The sequence below is a fragment of the Tatumella terrea genome (genome assembly GCF_039523755.1).
Taxonomy (GTDB): Bacteria; Pseudomonadota; Gammaproteobacteria; order Enterobacterales; family Enterobacteriaceae; genus Tatumella; species Tatumella terrea.
This window is the reverse complement of sequence record NZ_BAAAFX010000018.1, coordinates 37,510-57,185: the sequence shown is the minus strand read 5'-3', so window position 1 is coordinate 57,185 and position 19,676 is coordinate 37,510. Positions and strand designations below refer to the sequence as shown.

The 19,676-nt window shown below is 54.3% G+C and carries 18 protein-coding genes; 12 read left to right on the top strand and 6 right to left on the bottom strand.

Annotated features, from left to right (window positions below; genetic code table 11):
* The first annotated feature begins 88 nt into the window (after positions 1-88).
* The 6 genes from aspS (at position 89) to ruvB (ending at position 5,429) form a co-directional block, all read left to right on the top strand.
* Positions 89-1,879, top strand: coding sequence for an aspartate--tRNA ligase (aspS, locus tag ABD035_RS13495; RefSeq protein WP_212712531.1), 1,791 nt, complete (start codon positions 89-91; stop codon positions 1,877-1,879).
* Complete coding sequence (gene nudB, locus ABD035_RS13490) at positions 1,879-2,325, top strand: dihydroneopterin triphosphate diphosphatase (RefSeq protein ID WP_343870735.1); 447 nt, start codon at positions 1,879-1,881, stop codon at positions 2,323-2,325. Before aspS ends, nudB begins: the two co-directional genes overlap by 1 nt.
* Before the next feature lie 78 nt (positions 2,326-2,403).
* Entirely contained in the window at positions 2,404-3,147 is a 744-nt protein-coding gene (locus ABD035_RS13485; RefSeq protein ID WP_212712533.1) for a YebC/PmpR family DNA-binding transcriptional regulator, read from the top strand.
* A gap of 33 nt (positions 3,148-3,180) precedes the next feature.
* Complete coding sequence (gene ruvC, locus ABD035_RS13480; protein WP_343870734.1) at positions 3,181-3,702, top strand: crossover junction endodeoxyribonuclease RuvC; 522 nt, start codon at positions 3,181-3,183, stop codon at positions 3,700-3,702.
* Between the two features lie 93 nt (positions 3,703-3,795).
* Positions 3,796-4,413 (top strand): Holliday junction branch migration protein RuvA, encoded by a 618-nt coding sequence (gene ruvA / locus ABD035_RS13475; RefSeq protein WP_212712535.1) that lies wholly within the window; start codon positions 3,796-3,798, stop codon positions 4,411-4,413.
* Between the two features lie 8 nt (positions 4,414-4,421).
* Positions 4,422-5,429, top strand: coding sequence for a Holliday junction branch migration DNA helicase RuvB (gene ruvB / locus ABD035_RS13470; protein WP_343870733.1), 1,008 nt, complete (start codon positions 4,422-4,424; stop codon positions 5,427-5,429).
* 28 nt (positions 5,430-5,457) lie between these two features.
* Here ruvB and znuB read toward each other — a convergent pair whose 3' ends face one another.
* The gene (gene znuB / locus ABD035_RS13465; RefSeq protein WP_343870731.1) at positions 5,458-6,243 is read right to left on the bottom strand and encodes a zinc ABC transporter permease subunit ZnuB; all 786 of its coding nucleotides are present in this window, start codon (positions 6,241-6,243) and stop codon (positions 5,458-5,460) included.
* Positions 6,243-6,995, bottom strand: coding sequence for a zinc ABC transporter ATP-binding protein ZnuC (gene znuC / locus ABD035_RS13460; RefSeq protein ID WP_212712538.1), 753 nt, complete (start codon positions 6,993-6,995; stop codon positions 6,243-6,245). Before znuC ends, znuB begins: the two co-directional genes overlap by 1 nt.
* Before the next feature lie 77 nt (positions 6,996-7,072).
* Here znuC and znuA point away from each other — a divergent pair, with 77 nt between their 5' ends.
* The 3 genes from znuA to lpxM all read left to right on the top strand — a co-directional run bounded on the left by znuA (position 7,073) and on the right by lpxM (position 10,472).
* The gene (gene znuA, locus ABD035_RS13455) at positions 7,073-8,041 is read left to right on the top strand and encodes a zinc ABC transporter substrate-binding protein ZnuA (protein WP_212712539.1); all 969 of its coding nucleotides are present in this window, start codon (positions 7,073-7,075) and stop codon (positions 8,039-8,041) included.
* A 15-nt stretch (positions 8,042-8,056) separates the two neighbouring features.
* The gene (gene mepM, locus ABD035_RS13450) at positions 8,057-9,391 is read left to right on the top strand and encodes a murein DD-endopeptidase MepM (protein ID WP_343870730.1); all 1,335 of its coding nucleotides are present in this window, start codon (positions 8,057-8,059) and stop codon (positions 9,389-9,391) included.
* A 118-nt stretch (positions 9,392-9,509) separates the two neighbouring features.
* A complete protein-coding gene (lpxM, locus tag ABD035_RS13445) occupies positions 9,510-10,472 on the top strand; it encodes a lauroyl-Kdo(2)-lipid IV(A) myristoyltransferase (protein WP_343870729.1) in 963 nt (320 codons plus the stop codon).
* Between the two features lie 78 nt (positions 10,473-10,550).
* Here lpxM and pyk read toward each other — a convergent pair whose 3' ends face one another.
* A complete protein-coding gene (gene pyk, locus ABD035_RS13440; RefSeq protein ID WP_343870728.1) occupies positions 10,551-11,993 on the bottom strand; it encodes a pyruvate kinase in 1,443 nt (480 codons plus the stop codon).
* A gap of 562 nt (positions 11,994-12,555) precedes the next feature.
* On the opposite strand from pyk, the gene zwf reads away from it, so the two are divergent.
* Positions 12,556-14,031, top strand: coding sequence for a glucose-6-phosphate dehydrogenase (gene zwf, locus ABD035_RS13435; RefSeq protein WP_212712543.1), 1,476 nt, complete (start codon positions 12,556-12,558; stop codon positions 14,029-14,031).
* 487 nt (positions 14,032-14,518) lie between these two features.
* Positions 14,519-15,094, top strand: a complete 576-nt coding sequence (locus ABD035_RS13430) for an Ail/Lom family outer membrane beta-barrel protein (RefSeq protein WP_212712544.1) — start codon at positions 14,519-14,521, stop codon at positions 15,092-15,094.
* Positions 15,095-15,228: 134 nt separating this feature from the next.
* Here the strand turns inward: ABD035_RS13430 and purT are convergent, their stop codons facing one another.
* A complete protein-coding gene (gene purT / locus ABD035_RS13425; RefSeq protein WP_343870726.1) occupies positions 15,229-16,407 on the bottom strand; it encodes a formate-dependent phosphoribosylglycinamide formyltransferase in 1,179 nt (392 codons plus the stop codon).
* A 277-nt stretch (positions 16,408-16,684) separates the two neighbouring features.
* Between purT and ABD035_RS13420 the strand changes: the two genes are divergently transcribed.
* A complete protein-coding gene (locus ABD035_RS13420) occupies positions 16,685-18,742 on the top strand; it encodes a S9 family peptidase (RefSeq protein ID WP_343870725.1) in 2,058 nt (685 codons plus the stop codon).
* A gap of 4 nt (positions 18,743-18,746) precedes the next feature.
* Here ABD035_RS13420 and exoX read toward each other — a convergent pair whose 3' ends face one another.
* Positions 18,747-19,421 (bottom strand): exodeoxyribonuclease X, encoded by a 675-nt coding sequence (exoX, locus tag ABD035_RS13415; protein WP_343870724.1) that lies wholly within the window; start codon positions 19,419-19,421, stop codon positions 18,747-18,749.
* The gene (locus ABD035_RS13410) at positions 19,421-19,654 is read right to left on the bottom strand and encodes a DNA polymerase III subunit theta (protein ID WP_212712548.1); all 234 of its coding nucleotides are present in this window, start codon (positions 19,652-19,654) and stop codon (positions 19,421-19,423) included. Before ABD035_RS13410 ends, exoX begins: the two co-directional genes overlap by 1 nt.
* Positions 19,655-19,676: the final 22 nt, after the last annotated feature.

Sequence of the window (19,676 nt, the reverse complement as noted above, 5' to 3'; positions counted from 1 at the left end):
ACGCCCCATTTTGTAGCCGGCTGATTTGCCGGCACACACTCCGGACACATTTTCAGACCGCTGCGGCAAGGTCAAAAAGGATAGCGTAATGCGTACAGAATATTGCGGACAGCTCAACCTGTCCCATGTAGGACAGAAAGTCACTCTTTGCGGCTGGGTAAACCGCCGCCGTGACCTGGGAAGCCTGATTTTTATCGATATGCGCGATCGTGAAGGTATCGTTCAGGTCTTCTTCGACCCTGACTATGCACAGGCTTTTTCTCTGGCGTCAGAACTGCGTAACGAGTTCTGCATCTCGCTGGAAGGTGTGGTTCGTGCCCGTGATGAGCGTAATAAAAACAGCGAAATGGCGACCGGTGAAGTGGAAGTGCTGGCTACCGGCCTGACCATTATCAACCGTTCTGAACCTCTGCCGCTGGACTCAAACCACGTCAATTCTGAAGAAGCCCGTCTGAAATATCGCTACCTGGACCTGCGTCGTCCTGAAATGGCTCAGCGTTTCAAGACCCGTGCCCGTATCAGCAGCTTCGTACGTCGCTTTATGGACGATAATGCGTTTCTCGACATTGAAACTCCGATGCTGACCAAAGCCACACCGGAAGGCGCACGTGACTATCTGGTGCCGAGCCGTGTTCATAAAGGTGAGTTCTACGCGCTGCCGCAGTCTCCTCAGCTGTTTAAACAATTGCTGATGATCTCCGGCTTCGACCGTTATTACCAGATAGTGAAATGCTTCCGTGATGAAGACCTGCGTGCAGACCGTCAGCCTGAGTTCACTCAGATAGACGTGGAAACCTCGTTTATGACGGCGCCTCAGGTTCGTGAAATCATGGAGCGTATGATCCGTGAACTGTGGCAGGAAATTCTCAACGTCGATCTGGGCAATTTCCCGCAGATGACTTACGCAGAAGCCATGCGCCGTTACGGTTCTGATAAGCCGGATTTACGTAACCCGATGGAACTGACAGATGTGGCTGACCTGCTGAAAGACGTTGAATTTGCTGTCTTTGCCGGACCGGCCAATGATACCAAAGGCCGTGTGGCGGCATTGCGTGTGCCAGGCGGTGCTCAGCTGACCCGTAAACAGATTGATGAATATACGAAATTTGTCGGTAACTACGGTGCGAAAGGCCTGGCCTGGATGAAGGTGAACCAGCGTGATGCGCTGCCGGAAGGTATTCAGAGCCCGGTGGCGAAGTTCCTGAGTGCAGAGATCCTCGAAGCTATCCTGCAACGTACCGGAGCGACCGATGGCGATTTGATCTTCTTCGGCGCAGACAAAGCCGGTGTGGTAGCCGACGCCATGGGCGCGCTGCGTCTGAAAACCGGCCGTGATCTGGAGATCACCGAAACTTCCCGTTGGGCGCCGCTGTGGGTGGTTGACTTCCCGATGTTCGAGGATGATGGTGAAGGGCACCTGGCGGCCATGCACCATCCGTTCACCGCACCGCGTGATCTGTCGCCACAGGCGCTGATGGCTGCGCCAGCAGAAGCGATCGCGAATGCTTATGACATGGTCATCAACGGCTATGAAGTCGGGGGCGGTTCGGTCCGTATCCACGATGGCAGCATGCAGCAGGCTGTGTTTACGTTGCTGGGCATCGATGAAGCACAGCAGCAGGAGAAATTTGGCTTCCTGCTGGATGCGCTGAAATATGGTGCACCACCGCATGCCGGTCTGGCCTTCGGTCTGGATCGTCTGGCCATGCTACTGACCGGAACAGATAACATCCGTGATGTTATTGCCTTCCCGAAAACCACGGCTGCTGCCTGTCTGCTGACCGATGCTCCGGGCGAAGCAAATCCGGAGGCTCTGGAAGAGCTGGCATTGCAGGTAGTGAAAAAAGAGAAAAAACCCGCGGAACCGGCCGGTCACTGATGACAAATTATAAGCACACGGTCTCGGTATTGGTCGTCATTTATGCGCAGGATACCGGCAGGGTGCTGATGTTACAGCGCCGGGATGACGCCGGTTTCTGGCAGTCGGTCACCGGCAGCCTGGAGCCAGGGGAGAGCCCTGCGCAGGCGGCCCGCCGTGAAGTGCGGGAAGAGACAGGCCTCGATATCGATGCCGAAGGGTTTCCGCTGGTGGATTGCCGGCAGGAGATTACTTTTGAGATCTTCCCCCACTACCGGCACCGTTATGCCCCCGGGGTGACTCATAATCAGGAGCATTGGTTTTTGTTACCGTTACCCACCGGCTTACCGGTGACATTGACCGAACATTTATCCTGTCAGTGGTTACCTGCGGAACAGGCGGCGGTGCTGACAAAATCCTGGAGTAACCGTGAGGCTATCGAAAGATTCCTGATGGATCCGCCATGATGCCGGGATAAAGTCCCTGTGGTTCTGCAGAGCGCGCTGTACCCGATTATCTAATAACGAGATAGTGAGAGAATTAATATGGCTGGACATAGTAAATGGGCTAACACCAAACACCGTAAAGCGGCTCAGGATGCTAAACGGGGTAAAATTTTCACCAAAATTATCCGTGAGCTGGTGACTGCAGCCAAACTGGGGGGCGCGGATGCTTCCTCCAACCCGCGTCTGCGTGCGGCGATGGATAAAGCATTATCTAATAACATGACCCGTGACACTATGGATCGTGCGATTGCCAGGGGTGCCGGTGGCGAAGACAATGCCAACATGGAAACCATCGTTTATGAAGGCTATGGTCCGGGCGGCAGTGCGATCATGGTGGAATGTCTGAGTGATAACCGTAACCGTACGGTATCTGAAGTGCGTCATGCCTTCACCAAAACCGGCGGTAACCTGGGAACCGACGGCTCTGTCGCTTATCTGTTCAGCCGGAAAGGGGTGATCTCTTATGCGCCGGGCCAGGACGAAGATACCGTAATGGAAGCGGCACTCGAAGCCGGTGCGGAAGACGTTGTCAGCTACGATGATGGCGCTATCGATGTCTTCACTGCCTGGGAAGAACTGGGGAAAGTCCGTGATGCACTGGACGCGACCGGTCTGACGGCAGACAGCGCTGAAGTCACCATGATCCCGTCGACCAAAGCGGAAATGGATGCCGAAACGGCACCAAAACTGCTGCGTCTGGTGGATATGCTGGAAGATTGTGATGATGTACAGGAAGTTTACCATAACGGTGAAATTTCTGATGAGGTTGCGGCGACGCTGTAACCGGTCTGAGGCGTTGACCGAGCGAGAGTATGTATGGCGATAATTCTGGGTATCGATCCGGGGTCAAGGATCACCGGGTATGGTGTTATCCGCCAGACGGGCAGACAACTCACGTATCTTGGCAGTGGCTGTATCCGGACCAATACCACTGAGTTACCGGAAAGACTGCGGCTTATCTATGCGGGAGTCAGCGAAATTATCACGCAATTCTCCCCGGATTACTTCGCCATCGAGCAGGTGTTTATGGCGAAGAATGCAGATTCGGCACTTAAACTGGGACAGGCCCGCGGCGCCGCCATCGTGGCGGCGGTCAATCTGGCGCTGCCGGTCTTTGAGTACGCGGCCAGGCAGGTGAAACAAACTGTCACCGGCACCGGGGCAGCGGAAAAATCGCAGGTGCAGCATATGGTCCGTAACCTGCTGAAACTGCCTGCGAATCCGCAAGCGGATGCCGCCGATGCCCTGGCGATAGCCATTACCCATTGCCATATCAGTCAGAACAGCCTGCGGGTCAGTGAGAATCCTCTGCTGATGGCGAGGGGACGGTTACGCTGAGTCTGTCGCACGTCAGTGATTAAGGCTGGATATTCATCCAGCCTTTTTTATGTTATAACCCTGTTCAGTGAAGATAACAGAAGGATATGCACAGTGATTGGTCGTCTACGGGGTCTCATTCTGGAAAAACAACCGCCGCTGGTTCTGATTGAAGCCAATGGTGTCGGCTATGAAGTCCATATGCCAATGACCTGTTTTTATGAATTGCCGGAACTGCATCAGGAAGCTGCCATCTTTACCCACTTTGTGGTACGTGAAGATGCACAGCTGCTGTTTGGCTTTAACAGCAAGCAGGAGAGGACCCTGTTCCGGGAACTGATCAAAGTGAACGGCGTCGGGCCGAAACTGGCGCTGGCTATCCTTTCCGGGATGTCGGCACAACAGTTTGTTCAGGCGGTTGAGCATCAGGAAATCGGTGCGCTGGTCAAGCTACCGGGCGTCGGCAAGAAAACGGCGGAACGTCTGGTGGTCGAAATGAAAGATCGTTTCAAAGGTCTGCACGGCGATCTGTTCTCCGGGGAAACCCCCTTTGAGTTATCGGCACCTTCATCGGCCCCTGCAGGTAATAATGATGCGGAATCAGAAGCGGTGGCGGCGCTGGTGGCGCTGGGCTATAAACCTCAGGAAGCCAGCCGTATGATCAGTAAGGTGGGTCAGCCGGGCGCTGACTGCGAAACATTAATCCGTGAAGCATTACGTGCTGCGATATAAGGATCGTTATGATTGACGCTGACCGACTGATCTCTGCGACACCTCAGACCGAAGAAGAGAGTCTGGATCGTGCTATCCGGCCTAAATTACTCGGAGAGTATGTCGGGCAGCCGCAGGTCCGTGAGCAGATGGAAATTTTTATCCAGGCTGCCAAAATGCGTAATGATGCACTGGATCACCTGCTGATTTTCGGGCCTCCCGGGCTCGGGAAAACCACTCTGGCCAATATTGTTGCCAATGAGATGGGCGTGAATCTGCGGACCACCTCCGGACCGGTGCTCGAAAAAGCCGGCGACCTGGCGGCGATGCTGACCAACCTGGAACCTCATGATGTGCTGTTTATCGATGAGATCCATCGGCTGTCGCCGGTGGTGGAAGAGGTACTGTATCCGGCAATGGAAGATTATCAGCTGGATATTATGATCGGTGAAGGCCCAGCAGCACGTTCTATCAAGATCGACCTGCCGCCGTTTACCCTGATTGGTGCGACGACGCGGGCTGGCTCTCTGACGTCGCCGTTACGGGACCGTTTTGGGATCGTTCAGCGTCTGGAGTTTTACCAGGTCAGTGATCTGCAGCATATCGTCGGTCGCAGTGCGGCCTGTCTGGGGCTGCCACTGAGCAGTGAAGGCGCACTGGAAATTGCCCGCCGGGCGCGGGGTACCCCGCGTATTGCTAACCGGCTTTTACGCCGGGTACGGGATTATGCCGAAGTGAAAGCCAGCGGTGAGATGAGCGGTGTTGTCACCGGCAGTGCGCTGGATATGCTGGATGTTGACAGCGAAGGGTTTGATTTTATGGACCGGAAGTTACTGCTGGCGATCATCGATAAATTTACCGGCGGTCCGGTCGGACTGGATAACCTGGCGGCAGCGATTGGTGAAGAGCGGGAAACCATCGAAGATGTGATTGAACCCTACCTGATCCAGCAGGGTTTTATTCAGCGTACCCCCCGGGGAAGAATGGCGACACAACATGCCTATCGCCATTTTAGTATCGTCCGGGATGAAACCTGATCACCGGCGACGCGCCCGCAGGCCAGCCCTAGCTGGCCGTTTTTTTCATCATACTCAGCACAAACAGGGCGGCGGCACAGAGCACGACCGAAGGGCCGGCCGGTGTATCATAACCCGCTGAAAATGCCATTCCGCCGGTAACCGCCAGCATTCCGCACAGTACGGCATAACCTGCCATCTGTTCCGGGGAGCGGGCAAAGCGGCGTGCGGTCGCGGCCGGTATGATCAGCAATGAGGTAATAATCAACGCGCCGACAAACTTCATGGCCACCCCGATAGTCAGTGCGGTGACCAGCATCAGCAACAAACGGCAACGTTGTAAATTGATCCCGTCTGCCTGAGCCAGTTCCTGGCTGATAGTCATCGACAGCAGTGAGCGCCATTGCCAGAGCAGGATCCCCACCACAACCGCCACGCCGGTACCGATAAGCCAGAGATCCTGCGGGGTGACCGACAGTAAGTCACCGAACAGATAGGCCATCAGATCCACGCGGATATTCGACATCAGACTGACAACCACCAGACCCAGCGAGAGTGAGCTGTGCGCCATAATCCCCAGCAGGGTATCGATCGCCAGATGCTGCCGGTGTTCCAGCAGCACCAGCAGCAGAGCCAGTAACAGGGTAATGGCAATAATCGCGTAGTACGGATTAATATTCAGCAGTAAACCAAACGCGACGCCCAGTAATGAGGCGTGGGCAAGCGTGTCCCCGAAATAGGACATCCTGCGCCAGACGACGAACGAGCCGAGCGGGCCGGCGGCCAGTGCCAGCAGCATGCCACCTGCCCAGCCCGGAAGCAGTAATTCCAGCATCAGTGATTGTTCCCTTTTTTCAGTACGATCCTGCCGTGAAGGTCATGACGGTGATTATGGTCATGCCGGTAGATGGCCAGTTCCTGTGCGCCACGCGGACCAAACATCGCTATAAATTCAGGATGCTGTGAAACGACCTCCGGTTTCCCGGAACAGCAGATATGGTGATTCAGGCACAGGACGTCATCGGTTCTGGCCATCACCAGATGGAGATCGTGAGAAACCATCAGCACGCCGCAGTTCATCTGCTGGCGCAACTGATTGATCAAATCATAGAGTGCGACCTGACCATTCACATCCACGCCCTGAGTGGGCTCATCCAGCACCAGTAACTGCGGATTACCCAGCAGGGCACGGGCCAGCAGTACCCGCTGCATTTCGCCGCCTGAAAGCTTCTGTAAAGGATAACGGGCCAGATGACCGGCCTGAACCCGTTCCAGGGCGGGCAGTATTTCGGATTTACTCACGCCCGGGGATAGCGCCATAAAACGGGTGACATTCAGCGGCAATGTCGGGTCGATATGAAGCTTCTGTGGTACGTAGCCGATACGTAACCCGGGACTTCGGGTTATCCTGCCTTCATCCGGCGTAAGTAACCCGAGCACAATACGAACCAGTGTCGATTTACCCGCGCCGTTAGGACCTAACAGGGTCAGAATACGTCCGGGCGCGAGGGACAAGGAAATGTGGCTGAGCACATTACGCTGTCCGAAAGAAACAGAGATATTATCCAGTGCGACTAAGGCAGACATAGTATTTACAGTTTGCAACAGAAACATTATGTTATAATATCACACTTTCTTACGGTTCTACGAAGGATTGAATTAAAATGTTACATTTTAAGCGGCGATATTTACCGGCTCTGCTGGCGGCCGGAATCGGCTCATTTTTACCGGCTATGGCGAACAGTGCGGTAGTGACCTCCATCCGCCCGCTGGGCTTTATTGCTGCAGCCATCGCGGACGGGGTGACACCGGTAGAAGTGGTCCTGCCGGACGGCGCCTCTGAGCATGAATATTCACTGCGGCCTTCTGACGTAAAACGTATAAAAAACGCAGACTTACTGGTCTGGGTGGGGCCGGAAATGGAAAGCTTTATCACCCCGGTGTCTGCTTCTCTCCCGGCGGAAAACACCCTGCAACTGGCGGCGTTACCGTCTGTGCAAAGCCAGCTGATGAAAGGGGATGATGACGAAGATCACGGGCATGAACATGAACATCATGACCATGACGGCGAAGAAGCAGGCCGGGAGAACTCTGATAGTCATCACCATCATGGTGAATATAATATGCATATCTGGCTGTCTCCGCAGATAGCTGAAGCGTCGGCGGTTGCTATTCACGATAAATTATCGGAACTTATGCCGGATCGCAGAGACAAACTGGATGCGAACCTGAAATTATTCAGGCAACAACTGTCGCTGACAGATAAACAAATCCGTCAGCGCCTGTCGCCGGTTTCGCAGGAAGGTTATTTTGTGTTTCATGATGCCTATGGCTATTTTGAACACACCTTTGGCTTGTCACCGCTGGGCCACTTTACCGTGAATCCGGAAATACAGCCCGGAGCCCAGCGATTACATCAGATAAGAACACAGCTGGTTGAGCAGAAAGCGGTATGCGTTTTTGCTGAGCCACAATTCAGGCCAGCCGTCATTGATGCGGTAGCCAGAGGTACTCATGTCCGCAAAGGCACGCTGGATCCTCTGGGTATGGGCATCAGTCTGACACAGGATAGTTACGTCAGGTTCCTGTCCCAATTGTCCGGCCAGTATGAGAGCTGCCTGAAAGGAGCATAGAAGGAAATCAGATAAGTGCAACAGATTGCCCGTTCTGTCGCCCTGGCATTTAATAATTTGCCGCGTCCCCATCGTGTTATTCTGGGGTCGCTGACCGTGGTGACTCTGGCCGTCGCCGTCTGGCGGCCACCGTTTTATCATCATCAGGAACCCACTGATGTCACAGGAACGATTGTCAGGAATATTGAAAGCGATACCGATCGCTTACGCACCATGTTACCGGAGGCCAGTGAGCCCATAGATCAAAGTACACCGGCTCCGGAAGACGATGTTCCGCCGGATACGCCGGAGGACAATGATGTCCCGGCGACCCGCGACTATACCGTGTCATCCGGTGATACCCTCAGTAGCGTACTTAATCAGTATGGCATCGATCTGCAGGATATCAATGCATTGGTGGCCAGCGATAAGGATCTGCGTAATCTGAACGTCGGCCAAAACCTGAGCTGGTCACTGAATACCGAGGGGCAGTTACAGTCGCTGAGTTGGGAAATTTCCCGCCGGGAAACCCGTAATTATGAGCGGGATGCCCGGGGTGGCTTTACTATGACCCCGTCTGTCCAGAAGGGTGTCTGGCAGGATACGGTCCTGCAGGGCGCGGTAAAGGGGAGTTTCGGGGCCAGTGTGCAGAAAGCAGGGCTGAGCCCTGCCGAAGCCAGTGCCGTCGTGAAGGCGCTGCAGTGGCAGTTGGACTTCCGTAAACTGCGTGCCGGCGATAAATTCAGCATTCTGTTATCACGGGAAAACCTCGACGGAAAATCGATGCAGAGCCAGTTACTCGGCGTACGTTTGCGTTCCGGCGGTAAGGATTATTATGCGTTCCGGGCCGACGATGGCAAATATTATGACCGGAGCGGGTCGGGCCTGGCGCGGGGCTTTATGCGGTTTCCGACGGTGAAACAGTATCGGGTTTCATCCGGATTTAACCCGCGCCGGCTGAACCCGGTCACCGGTCGTATTGCACCGCACCGGGGAGTGGATTTTGCCCTGCCGATAGGTACACCGGTGCTGGCCGTCGGTGACGGTGAAGTCATGGTGGCTAAGAATGGCGGCGCGGCCGGCAACTATATAGCCTTGCGTCATGGCAGGCAGTATATGACCCGTTACATGCATCTTAGTCGTCTGCTGGTAAAACCAGGCCAGAAGATAAAGCGCGGAGATCGTATCGCGCTTTCGGGTAATACGGGACGTTCGACCGGCCCGCACCTGCATTTTGAGGTCTGGATCAATAACCAGGCGGTCAATCCGCTGACCGCGCGTTTACCGGAAATGGAAGGTCTCAGCGGTAAATCCCGTAAAGCGTATCTGGCACAGGTGAATGACTGGCAGTCGCGCCTAACCCTGAACTGATCCTGTGACTCACTGAAAAGCCGGTGTATTTTTACCCGGCTTTTTGCATTTGTGCAGATGAATATTGCAAATAATCCCTTCAGCACTATCATAAGCCGGTCAAAACAGAGGTCAGTGCATGAAGAATGATAAGAAAAACGCGAAAGAATTTATTCCGGTTTTCAGACCGGCATTTCTGAAACCCGTCTACTGGGGTAACTGGCTGGCGATAGCCGCATTAGGCACGATGGCATTATTGCCGGTGACCGTGCGTGACCCGGTGCTGGGGACATTGGGCAAATGGGTTGGTCGGGTGGCGAAGAGTGCCCGGCGCAGGGCGCGTATTAATCTGCATTACTGTCTGCCGGAGCTCCCTGAACAGGAGCGTGAGCAGATCATCGACCAGATGTTTACCACCGCCCCCCAGGCGATGGTGATGATGGCCGAACTGGCAATCAAAAATCCGGTAGCGATCCGCAAACGCGTCGTGTGGCATGGTTATGACATTATCCGGCAGATGAAGGATGAACAGCAGAATGTCATTTTTCTGGTACCGCATGGCTGGGGTGTTGATATTCCGGCGATGCTGCTGGCCTCTGAAGGCCAAAAAATGGCCGCTATGTTCCATAACCAGAAAAATGAGTTAATGGATTATGTCTGGAACCGTCTGCGCAGGGTGTATGGCGGCCGGATGCATGCCCGCAATGACGGAATAAAACCCTTTATCAGTTCAGTCCGTCAGGGATACTGGGGGTATTATCTTCCCGATCAGGATCATGGCGCCGAACACAGTGAGTTTGTGGATTTCTTTGCGACCTACAAAGCGACCCTGCCGGCTATCGGGCGGCTGATGAAGGTCTGTCGCGCCCGGGTCGTCCCGTTATTTCCGGTTTACAACGGCAAGACACATCAGCTGGATATTTATGTCCGCCCGCCGATGGATGACCTGATGGACGCCGATGATAAAACGCTGGCGCGCCGGATGAATGAAGAGGTTGAAGTTTTTGTTCGTCCGAATCCGGAACAATATACCTGGATACTGAAGCTGCTGAAAACGCGGCGGGAAGGGGACATTGAACCTTATGTCCGCAAGGATTTATAACCCGGCCTGAACCTGAGTCTCTGATCAGGATCCGTGCTCCCGGACGCTTAGCGTTGCGTGGAGCACGGTAGCCGGAAATTATTCCACCCGCAGTACCCGACTGGTATTTGTCGTCCCGCTGGCACCCATCACATCTCCCTGAGTTACAATGACTAAATCGCCGGACATCAGATACCCTTCTTCGCGCAACAGAGTGATGGCATCATGCACGGCAGCCAGACCATCGGTATAACTCTTAAACTCTACCGGCGTCACCCCCCGGTATAATGCCGTCCGGCTCAGCGTTTTCGGGTGACGCGACATCGCAAAAATCGGCAATCCGGAGGTGATCCGGGAGGTCATCAGCGCTGTTCTGCCCGACTCGGTCATCGTTATAATAGCCGTCACCCCCTTCAGGTGGTTGGCTGCATACATCGCTGACATGGCGATGGCTTCTTCGATATTATCAAACTGTACGTCAAGCCGGTGTCGGGAGACGTTCACACTGGGGATCTTCTCTGCCCCCAGGCAGACATTCGCCATCGCGCTGACGGTTTCCGCCGGGTACTGTCCTGCGGCGGTTTCTGCAGAGAGCATCACCGCATCGGTGCCATCCAGTACCGCATTAGCCACATCCATCACCTCGGCGCGGGTCGGCATCGGGTTCGTGATCATCGATTCCATCATCTGAGTGGCCGTAATGACGGTCCGGTTGAGCTGGCGCGCGCGTCGGATCAGTGTTTTCTGAATACCAACCAGTTCCGGGTCACCGATTTCGACCCCCAAATCGCCACGGGCCACCATCACCACATCGCTGGCAAGGATAATATCGTCCATGGCCTGCTGGCTGGCAACCGCCTCGGCACGCTCAACTTTTGCCACTATCTGGGCATCGCATCCTGCCGCCTCCGCCAGCTGACGTGCGTAGCGCAGGTCCTCTCCGGTACGTGGAAACGATACCGCCAGATAGTCGACGCCGATCAGGGCGGCCGTATGAATATCGGCTTTATCTTTTTCGGTCAGTGCTGCCGCCGACAGTCCGCCACCCAGTTTATTAATGCCTTTATTATTCGACAGCGGGCCGCCAACGGTCACGCGGGTGAAGACCTGAACATCGTTCACCTGTGTCACTTTAAGCTGCACACGGCCATCATCCAGTAGCAGGATATCTCCAGGCACCACATCCCGTGGCAGATCTTTATAATCTATCCCGACCTGTTGGTGATTGCCTTCCCCTTTGTCCAGCGTGGCGTCCAGCACAAAATCATCGCCGATATTCAGGAAAACTTTGCCATCCTTAAAGGTCGAGACGCGAATTTTAGGGCCCTGGAGATCGCCAAGAATAGCCACATGACGGCCGAGCTTACGGGCAATTGCCCGCACATTATCAGCCCGTGTCTGATGATCCACGGCACTGCCATGAGAAAAATTAAGACGCACAACATTCGCCCCGGCAGCAATGACCTTTTCCAGATTATTATCGCGGTCAGTGGCGGGGCCGAGGGTAGTAACAATTTTGGTTCTTCTGAGACGTCTTGGCATGAAAGACTCCGTTGGCGAATAAAGCAGCATGAGTGGTCTGCGCCGGGCAACCGGATCACATTCTAACTGATCCGGAAGTGCTGTTTCGAGCTTAAATGTTGTTATTTTGTTAACATTTCGCGCAGTATTCTTAGTACTTATCTCAACTCCATTTCCGCATGAGTTCTTTGATACGGTACAACATATCGGTGGATAGGGGAGGATTCGTGCGGAACAGGCGCTAAAAATGGAAAATAACGGCAATTTCTCCGCAATTGAATGTCCTCGTCTATTATTCAAAAAGGGAATAACAGTGTTCCCTTGAAAGCCACCCTGCAAGGATGATGGTAAACTCCGGTACAGGACGCGCTCGACAGGTGGCGGTGTACGTTAGTTAATTTTCAGTGCGGTCAGTGTGTTAAGATTATCCGACTGGCTGAACAGACTCACACACCAGGTAACTATCTGTGTATTTACCTGATGGCCTAAAAAGAAGTACAGTGTCACGCAAATAAATTAAAAGTGAAAAGAGACCGGCACTATCAGCAGACCGTGACGGTAACTCTGCAATGAGGAGAGTAGAATGGCGGTAACCCATCAGGCCCAGGCATGTGATCTGGTCATCTTCGGTGCCAAAGGCGATCTCGCACGCCGCAAACTGTTGCCTTCCCTGTATCAGCTGGAAAAAGCCGGTCAGATCCATGACGATTCCCGCATTATCGGCGTAGGCCGTGCAGACTGGGATAAAGCAGCGTATGTCGCAGTAGTGCGTGAAGCACTGGAAACCTTCATGAAAGAAAAAATCGATGAAGCGCTGTGGGATAAACTCAGCAGTCGTCTCGATTTTTGTAATCTGGATGTGAACGATGCCGCACACTTCTCCCGTCTGGGTAAAATGCTGGACCAGAAAAAACGTGTCACCATCAACTATTTCGCGATGCCGCCGGGGACCTTTGGCGCCATCTGTCAGGGCCTGGGTCAGGCAAAACTGAATGCAAAACCGGCTCGTGTTGTTATGGAGAAACCGCTGGGGACCTCACTGGAAACCTCGCGTGAAATCAATGACAGCGTGGGCGAGTATTTCGATGAGAGTCAGGTGTTCCGTATCGACCATTACCTGGGTAAAGAAACGGTGCTGAACCTGCTGGCGCTGCGCTTTGCAAACTCCATCTTCGTGAATAACTGGGATAACCGGACGATCGATCATGTACAGATCACGGTCGCTGAAGAGGTAGGCATTGAAGGGCGCTGGGGCTATTTTGATAAAGCCGGTCAGATGCGCGATATGATCCAGAACCATCTGCTGCAGATCCTGACCATGATTGCGATGTCTCCGCCTTCTGATCTCAGTGCGGACAGCATTCGTGATGAAAAAGTGAAAGTCCTGCGTTCGTTACGTCCGATTGATCAAACCAACGTCCGTGAGAAAACGGTACGTGGTCAGTACACTGCGGGCTTTGTACAGGGCAAGAAAGTACCGGGCTATCTGGAAGAAGAGGGCGCGAATAAAACCAGCAGCACAGAGACTTTTGCCGCTATCCGTGTGGATATCGATAACTGGCGCTGGGCCGGGGTCCCTTTCTACCTGAGAACAGGAAAACGTCTGCCAGCTAAGTGTTCGGAAGTAGTGGTGTATTTTAAAAATCCGGAAATGAATCTGTTTAAAGATTCCTATTCAGAGCTGCCGCAGAACAAACTGACCATTCGCCTGCAGCCGGACGAGGGGGTGGATATCGAGATCCTGAACAAAGTCCCGGGTCTGGATCATAAACATAAACTGCAGACCACCAAACTGGATCTCAGCTTCTCAGAAACCTTCAACGAATCTCACCTGGCGGATGCTTATGAGCGTTTGTTGCTGGAGAGCATGCGTGGCATTCAGGCGCTGTTTGTCCGCCGTGATGAAGTGGAAGCCGCATGGACCTGGGTTGACTCCATCATCAATGCCTGGACAACCGATGGCGACAGTGCGAAGCCTTACCAGGCTGGCACCTGGGGGCCGGTAGCCTCAGTCGCGATGATCACCCGTGACGGACGTTCCTGGAACGAATTTGAATAACATCTGCCTCTGCGTATGATTTCACTGACGGCCTGCTAAGCAGGCCGTTTTTTATTTAAGCCTATGAAGACTCTCCCGAAGGGTTGACTGCCAGACCCGGCCTCTTCGGTTTCTCTGGAGTCAGAAGACGATGTTCTGTTCTCCACGACCTGAGGGTATCGTCATTCGCCTTTACCGCACCGGCCCCAGTGGGAACCTCCGCCATACGGATCGCGGTTCTGCGGGCCACCGTTAACCGGTTAAACGGAGAAACTCCGGTAACGATAAAATTATTTTCATTGTTATTAGCAGGTTAGCTAATGACTCCCGGAGTCAGCTTTATATAATGAGCGCAATGCAGCGATTGCGCGTTATCCCCGGACGGGGTAAGGGGAGTGACAGTATGCCAGCCCGTCCGGCCTGACCACGGTCAGAGCCAGAGCAATTGCCTGCGTTAAAGGAAGCCCGACGCCGGGCCTGATGTATTCAGGATTATGGATGATAACGAATGAAAAAATACTCTGTCTTGTTGACGCTGGTAGCCGGCGTACTGGTGACGATGCCGGTAAATGCGGCCCGGCATAGCGTTTCTCTGGGTTATACCGGTGCGAAGGTTGCAGATGTGAATAATCTGCGCGGTCTTAACCTGAAATACCGTTATGAATGGAATACCCCGCTCAGCCTCATTGTTTCAGCCAGTTACCTGAAATCCACGACCTACTATGAACATCATCGCCTGTACCAGTCCTATGAGAGCAAAACCCGCATCCGGGAATATTCATTCCTGGCAGGTCCCGCCTGGCGGTTTAATGAATTCTTCAGTGTCTACGGTCAGGCAGGGATCACCGTCAATAAAACGGAAGTTAACTGGCTGAATGTGTTTACTCCTCCGTTAAACAGAGGGCTGGCCTATATGTTCCACAAACAAAGTCGCTCAACGGTGCCGATGGTAAGCCTGGGGACGCAGATTAACCCGCTTAACCGTATCGTCCTCGACCTGTCCTATGACATTGCCCGGCCGAAGGTATCGGGAGAGACGAAGACCTTCAGTAGCTTTAATCTCGGAGCCGGGGTGGCATTCTGACCGGTGCGACCCTGCGGACACAGAAATTTGTCTGATACGGTTTAACAAGCCATTACTGGCAGGCAGGCAGGAAAGGGTGAGGTGCCGGCCGGAAATTTCCGGCCGGACGGCGACTCCCGGGCCCCGGGAGCGGATCAGCCGTTGACGGTTACCGCCCGGGCGGCGGCAATGGCTTTGCTGACAGCTTCGTCGGTCGTGGTGGCACAGGCCAGTGCCACACCCATACGACGCCGGCCGGCCACTTCCGGTTTTCCGAATAAACGGAGTTGTCCCCCGGCAGACAGGGCCTGATCTACCCCGGCAAAGCGGACGTCACTACTGTTCAGTTCAGGCAGGATCACGGCGGAAGCCGCCGGACCATACTGACGGATGGCGCCGACCGGAAGGCCAAGGAAAGCACGGACATGCAGGGCAAACTCTGATAGATCCTGGGAAATCAGCGTTACCATACCGGTATCATGTGGCCGCGGAGAGACTTCGCTGAAGATAACCTCATCACCGCAGACAAACAGTTCCACACCAAACAGTCCATAACCTCCCAGTGCGCCGACCACAGAAGCGGCGATTGTCTGAGCACGTTGCAGGGCTGCCGGGCTCATCGCCTGAGGCTGCCAGGATTCCCGGTAATCGCCGTCTTCCTGACGATGTCCGATGGGGTCACAAAAATGGATCCCGTCTGACGCCTGCACGGTGAGTAACGTAATTTCAAAATCGAAAGCGACAACCGCCTCCACAATCACCCGTCCGGCCCCGGCGCGGCCGCCTTCCTGTGCATAATCCCAGGCCTTTTCTAGTCCGGCAGCATCACGAATAAAGCTCTGACCTTTACCGGAGGAGCTCATTACCGGTTTGACAATACAGGGAAAACCGATGTCCTGTGCGGCGGCAAAAAAGGCCTCTTTACTGTCGGCAAAGCGGTAACCGGAGGTTGGCAGTTGCAGCTCTTCGGCTGCCAGACGACGGATCCCTTCACGGTTCATGGTCAGTTTTGCCGCCCGTGCCGACGGCACCACGCGCTGTCCCTGCTGTTCCAGTTCCAGCAGAGTATCGGTGGCAATTGCCTCAATTTCCGGTACTACATAATCCGGCTTCTCTTTAGCGATGATCTCCGCCAGTGCTGCACCATCAAGCATATTGATGACATAGCTACGGTGCGCCACATGCATTGCCGGGGCATCCGCATAGCGATCGACGGCAATCACTTCCACTCCCAGTCGCTGGCATTCCAGCGCCACTTCTTTTCCCAGTTCACCTGAGCCTAATAACATTACGCGCGTAGCTGAAGGACGCAGTGCCGTGCCAAGAGTTACCATTGTTCCACCCATTAAATCTGATCATAAACACGGCGGGCAGTATAAACGAAAACGATTGCGCAGGCATTAACGGGCGATTTCTTTTTTATAATGCTACATTCAGCAGCAGAGGGCCGTGCGTATCCAGGTGACGTTGTCACATAAACGGGCAGACAGGCACCCGGCGGCGCGCAGAAATCGCCAGAATGATACCGTCATAGCCAGTCACACGCAGCCCGGGACCCTCCCTGAATGGCTGGCCCCGGTGGACAGGCCATACGATGACCAGGAAAAGAGAATGACAATACCTAAAGCAGCGAAACACCCCCATACCATGACCCTTCATGGCGAAACCCGTGTCGATAATTATTACTGGCTCAGGGATGACGAGCGCTCGGATCCTGACGTTTTGGCTTATCTGCAGGCTGAGAACAGCTACTGCCGGCAACAGCTATCCGACGTGGCGCCGCTGGAGCGGAAACTTTATGAAGAAATGGTGTCCAGGATCCCGCCAAAGGATCACTCGGTGCCTTATTGCAAGAATGGTTATCTTTATCAGCAGCGCTACGAAAAAGGGGGGGAGTATCCACTCTGGTTCCGTGCGGCCGATGAAGAGGGATTACAGCCGGACTGGCAATGTCTGATTGACTGTAATCAGCGGGCGAAAAATCATCCGTTTTATAATCTCGGGGCGCTGGATATTACCTCTGATAACCGGCTGATGGCGGTGGCTGAAGATTTTCTGTCCCGACGTCAGTATGAGATCCGCCTGTATGATTTACAGCAAAACTGCTGGCTGCCGGAGGTACTGACCGGGGTGTCGCCTTCGCTGATATGGGCCAATGACGGCAAAACCTTATTCTATGTCCGGCAGGATCCCGACACACTTTTGCCGTGGCAGGTGTGGCGTCACGAGACCGATACCCCGGTCACCGATGACCAGCTGGTGTATGAGGAATCGGATGATAGTTTTTATGTCAGCCTGGGGAAAACCACGTCCGAAGCGTTTATTGAAATCATTATCGATAGCACGACGACCAGCGAGATCTGGCTGGTGGATGCAGGACAGCCGTCCGCACCCGCCCGTTGCTTCCTGCCGCGCCGGGAAGACCATGAGTATGACCTTGACCACTATCAGAACCATTTTTATATCCGTTCAAATTCGGCAGGGATCAACTTTGCGTTGTTTATGGCAGAAGAGGCGACACCTCAGGAATCACACTGGCAAACCTTGCTGCCTGCCCGTGAACATCGGGTGCTGGAAGATTTTCAGATCTTCCGTGACTGGCTGGTCACCGGGGAACGTGAAAATGGACTGAGTTGCCTGACACAGTATCACCGCTTTCGGGATGAAACACGGGAGATTACCTTCGATGACCCTACGCGGGTAGCCTGGCTTGGGTATAACCCGTCACCGGAAACCTCACAATTACGTTACGGTTACTCGTCGATGACCACCCCGGCCACCACTTATCAGCTGGATCTGGACAGCGGTGAACGCCAGATCCTGAAACAATCGGCGGTCAAAGGCTTCAGCAGTGAACACTATCAAAGTGAATATCTGTGGCTGACCATGGAAGATGGCTGTCGTATTCCGGTTTCCCTGGTTTATCGGAAATCCCTGTTCTCACCAGGTAAAAATCCGTTACTGGTATACGGGTACGGGGCCTATGGCAGCAGTATGGAGGCAGATTTCAGCAGCAGTCGTCTGAGCCTGCTGGACCGTGGTTTCGTTTATGCGCTGGTACATATCCGTGGCGGCGGGGAGCTGGGACAGGCCTGGTATGACGCCGGACGTCTGGCCAATAAACAGAACAGCTTCAGCGATTTTACCGGTGCCACCCGGCAGTTGCTGGCGCAGGGGTACGGGGAGGCTACCCGCTGCTACGCTATGGGCGGCAGTGCAGGCGGGTTACTGATGGGCGCGGTGATCAATCAGGCACCGTCGCTCTATCATGGCGTTGTTGCACAGGTGCCGTTTGTGGATGTGCTGACCACCATGCTGGACGAGAGTATTCCGCTGACCACCGGTGAATATGATGAATGGGGTAACCCGAACAGGGCGGAAGATTATGCGACCATCCGCGCCTACAGCCCGTACGATAATATTGCCCCGGCCAGTTATCCGCATTTACTGGTGACCACCGGACTGCATGATTCACAGGTGCAATACTGGGAACCCGCCAAATGGGTAGCAAAACTCCGTGAGATTAAACAGGATGATCGGCTGTTATTGCTGCTGACCGATATGGAGGCAGGTCACGGCGGGAAGTCAGGCCGTTTTAAAGCCTATGAAGATATTGCGCTGGAAATGGCATTCCTGCTGGGGCTGGCGGAGGGCACTCTGGGCCACTGAGGGCTCAGGGTTGTCCTTTCAGATAGCGTTGCAGCGTCTGGCGAAACGCCGGACGCAGATCTGTCAGGTTATCCAGCATCCAGCGTAAATAGCCGGGATCTTTGCGTGCAATGAGGGCGACCGGCTGACCCCGGTACTTCCCGAACGGGAAAATATCGGCGGCCACGTCCCGGGAGGCGGGCTGAGACAGCGTACGCAGGCCAGTTAACTGCTGGCCTGACTCTTCCATAATGCGCAGTAGCAGTGCCGCGGTGACATAACAGTCATACAGGGCTCTGTGGGCATGCAGTCCGGCAGGTGGCGTCACATCAAGTTGCAGACTGTGGCGCAGTGCCTGATTACCGTATTTCCGGCCCGGCCAGAGTTGCCGTGCCATTTTCATCGTGCACAGCCATTCGCCGCCCATTTCAGGCAGCACCCGGCGGTCAAAGCTGGCATTATGTGCCACGTAGCAGGGGCTTCCCTGATAACGACCGATGACATCCTCAATATAGGGTTTTCCGGCAACCATTGCCGGGGTTATCCGATGGATAGCCATCGCCCGGGAGCTGATGGGCCGGTCAGGACAGACCAGATCGCTCATCGGGTTCATCATCTTTCCGTCGATGACGTCTATCGACGCAATTTCAACAATGCCGCCCTCTAACCCACAGGTTTCCGTATCAATGACCCTGAACATCAGCTTCTCTGTTTAGGTTCGTAAGGCAGGCGGGAAAGGGTCAGCGCCGTCTGACGATAAACGCCCAGCCGCTGCCGGAAATATTCACGCAGGGCTTCCGGCTGTTCCCGCTCAACAATCTCTGCGACTACCGGCATATTGTAGCGCTCTTTGAACGCCACGCCGGAGGCGGCTAAGTCAGTATTAATGCGATCTTTTTCTTCTGCACTGAGTAGGGCTAAATTAAAGCTCATCGTAGACTCCATGTTATCAGCC

Coding starts and splice junctions, on each gene's coding strand:
- znuC (WP_212712538.1), bottom strand. CDS start 6,995: ATGTCTGCCTTAGTCGCACTGGATAATATCTCTGTTTCTTTCGGACAG.
- znuA (WP_212712539.1), top strand. CDS start 7,073: ATGTTACATTTTAAGCGGCGATATTTACCGGCTCTGCTGGCGGCCGGA.
- ABD035_RS13420 (WP_343870725.1), top strand. CDS start 16,685: ATGACAATACCTAAAGCAGCGAAACACCCCCATACCATGACCCTTCAT.
- nudB (WP_343870735.1), top strand. CDS start 1,879: ATGACAAATTATAAGCACACGGTCTCGGTATTGGTCGTCATTTATGCG.
- ABD035_RS13430 (WP_212712544.1), top strand. CDS start 14,519: ATGAAAAAATACTCTGTCTTGTTGACGCTGGTAGCCGGCGTACTGGTG.
- aspS (WP_212712531.1), top strand. CDS start 89: ATGCGTACAGAATATTGCGGACAGCTCAACCTGTCCCATGTAGGACAG.
- ruvC (WP_343870734.1), top strand. CDS start 3,181: ATGGCGATAATTCTGGGTATCGATCCGGGGTCAAGGATCACCGGGTAT.
- ABD035_RS13410 (WP_212712548.1), bottom strand. CDS start 19,654: ATGAGCTTTAATTTAGCCCTACTCAGTGCAGAAGAAAAAGATCGCATT.
- lpxM (WP_343870729.1), top strand. CDS start 9,510: ATGAAGAATGATAAGAAAAACGCGAAAGAATTTATTCCGGTTTTCAGA.
- znuB (WP_343870731.1), bottom strand. CDS start 6,243: ATGCTGGAATTACTGCTTCCGGGCTGGGCAGGTGGCATGCTGCTGGCA.
- pyk (WP_343870728.1), bottom strand. CDS start 11,993: ATGCCAAGACGTCTCAGAAGAACCAAAATTGTTACTACCCTCGGCCCC.
- ABD035_RS13485 (WP_212712533.1), top strand. CDS start 2,404: ATGGCTGGACATAGTAAATGGGCTAACACCAAACACCGTAAAGCGGCT.
- zwf (WP_212712543.1), top strand. CDS start 12,556: ATGGCGGTAACCCATCAGGCCCAGGCATGTGATCTGGTCATCTTCGGT.
- purT (WP_343870726.1), bottom strand. CDS start 16,407: ATGGTAACTCTTGGCACGGCACTGCGTCCTTCAGCTACGCGCGTAATG.
- exoX (WP_343870724.1), bottom strand. CDS start 19,421: ATGTTCAGGGTCATTGATACGGAAACCTGTGGGTTAGAGGGCGGCATT.
- ruvB (WP_343870733.1), top strand. CDS start 4,422: ATGATTGACGCTGACCGACTGATCTCTGCGACACCTCAGACCGAAGAA.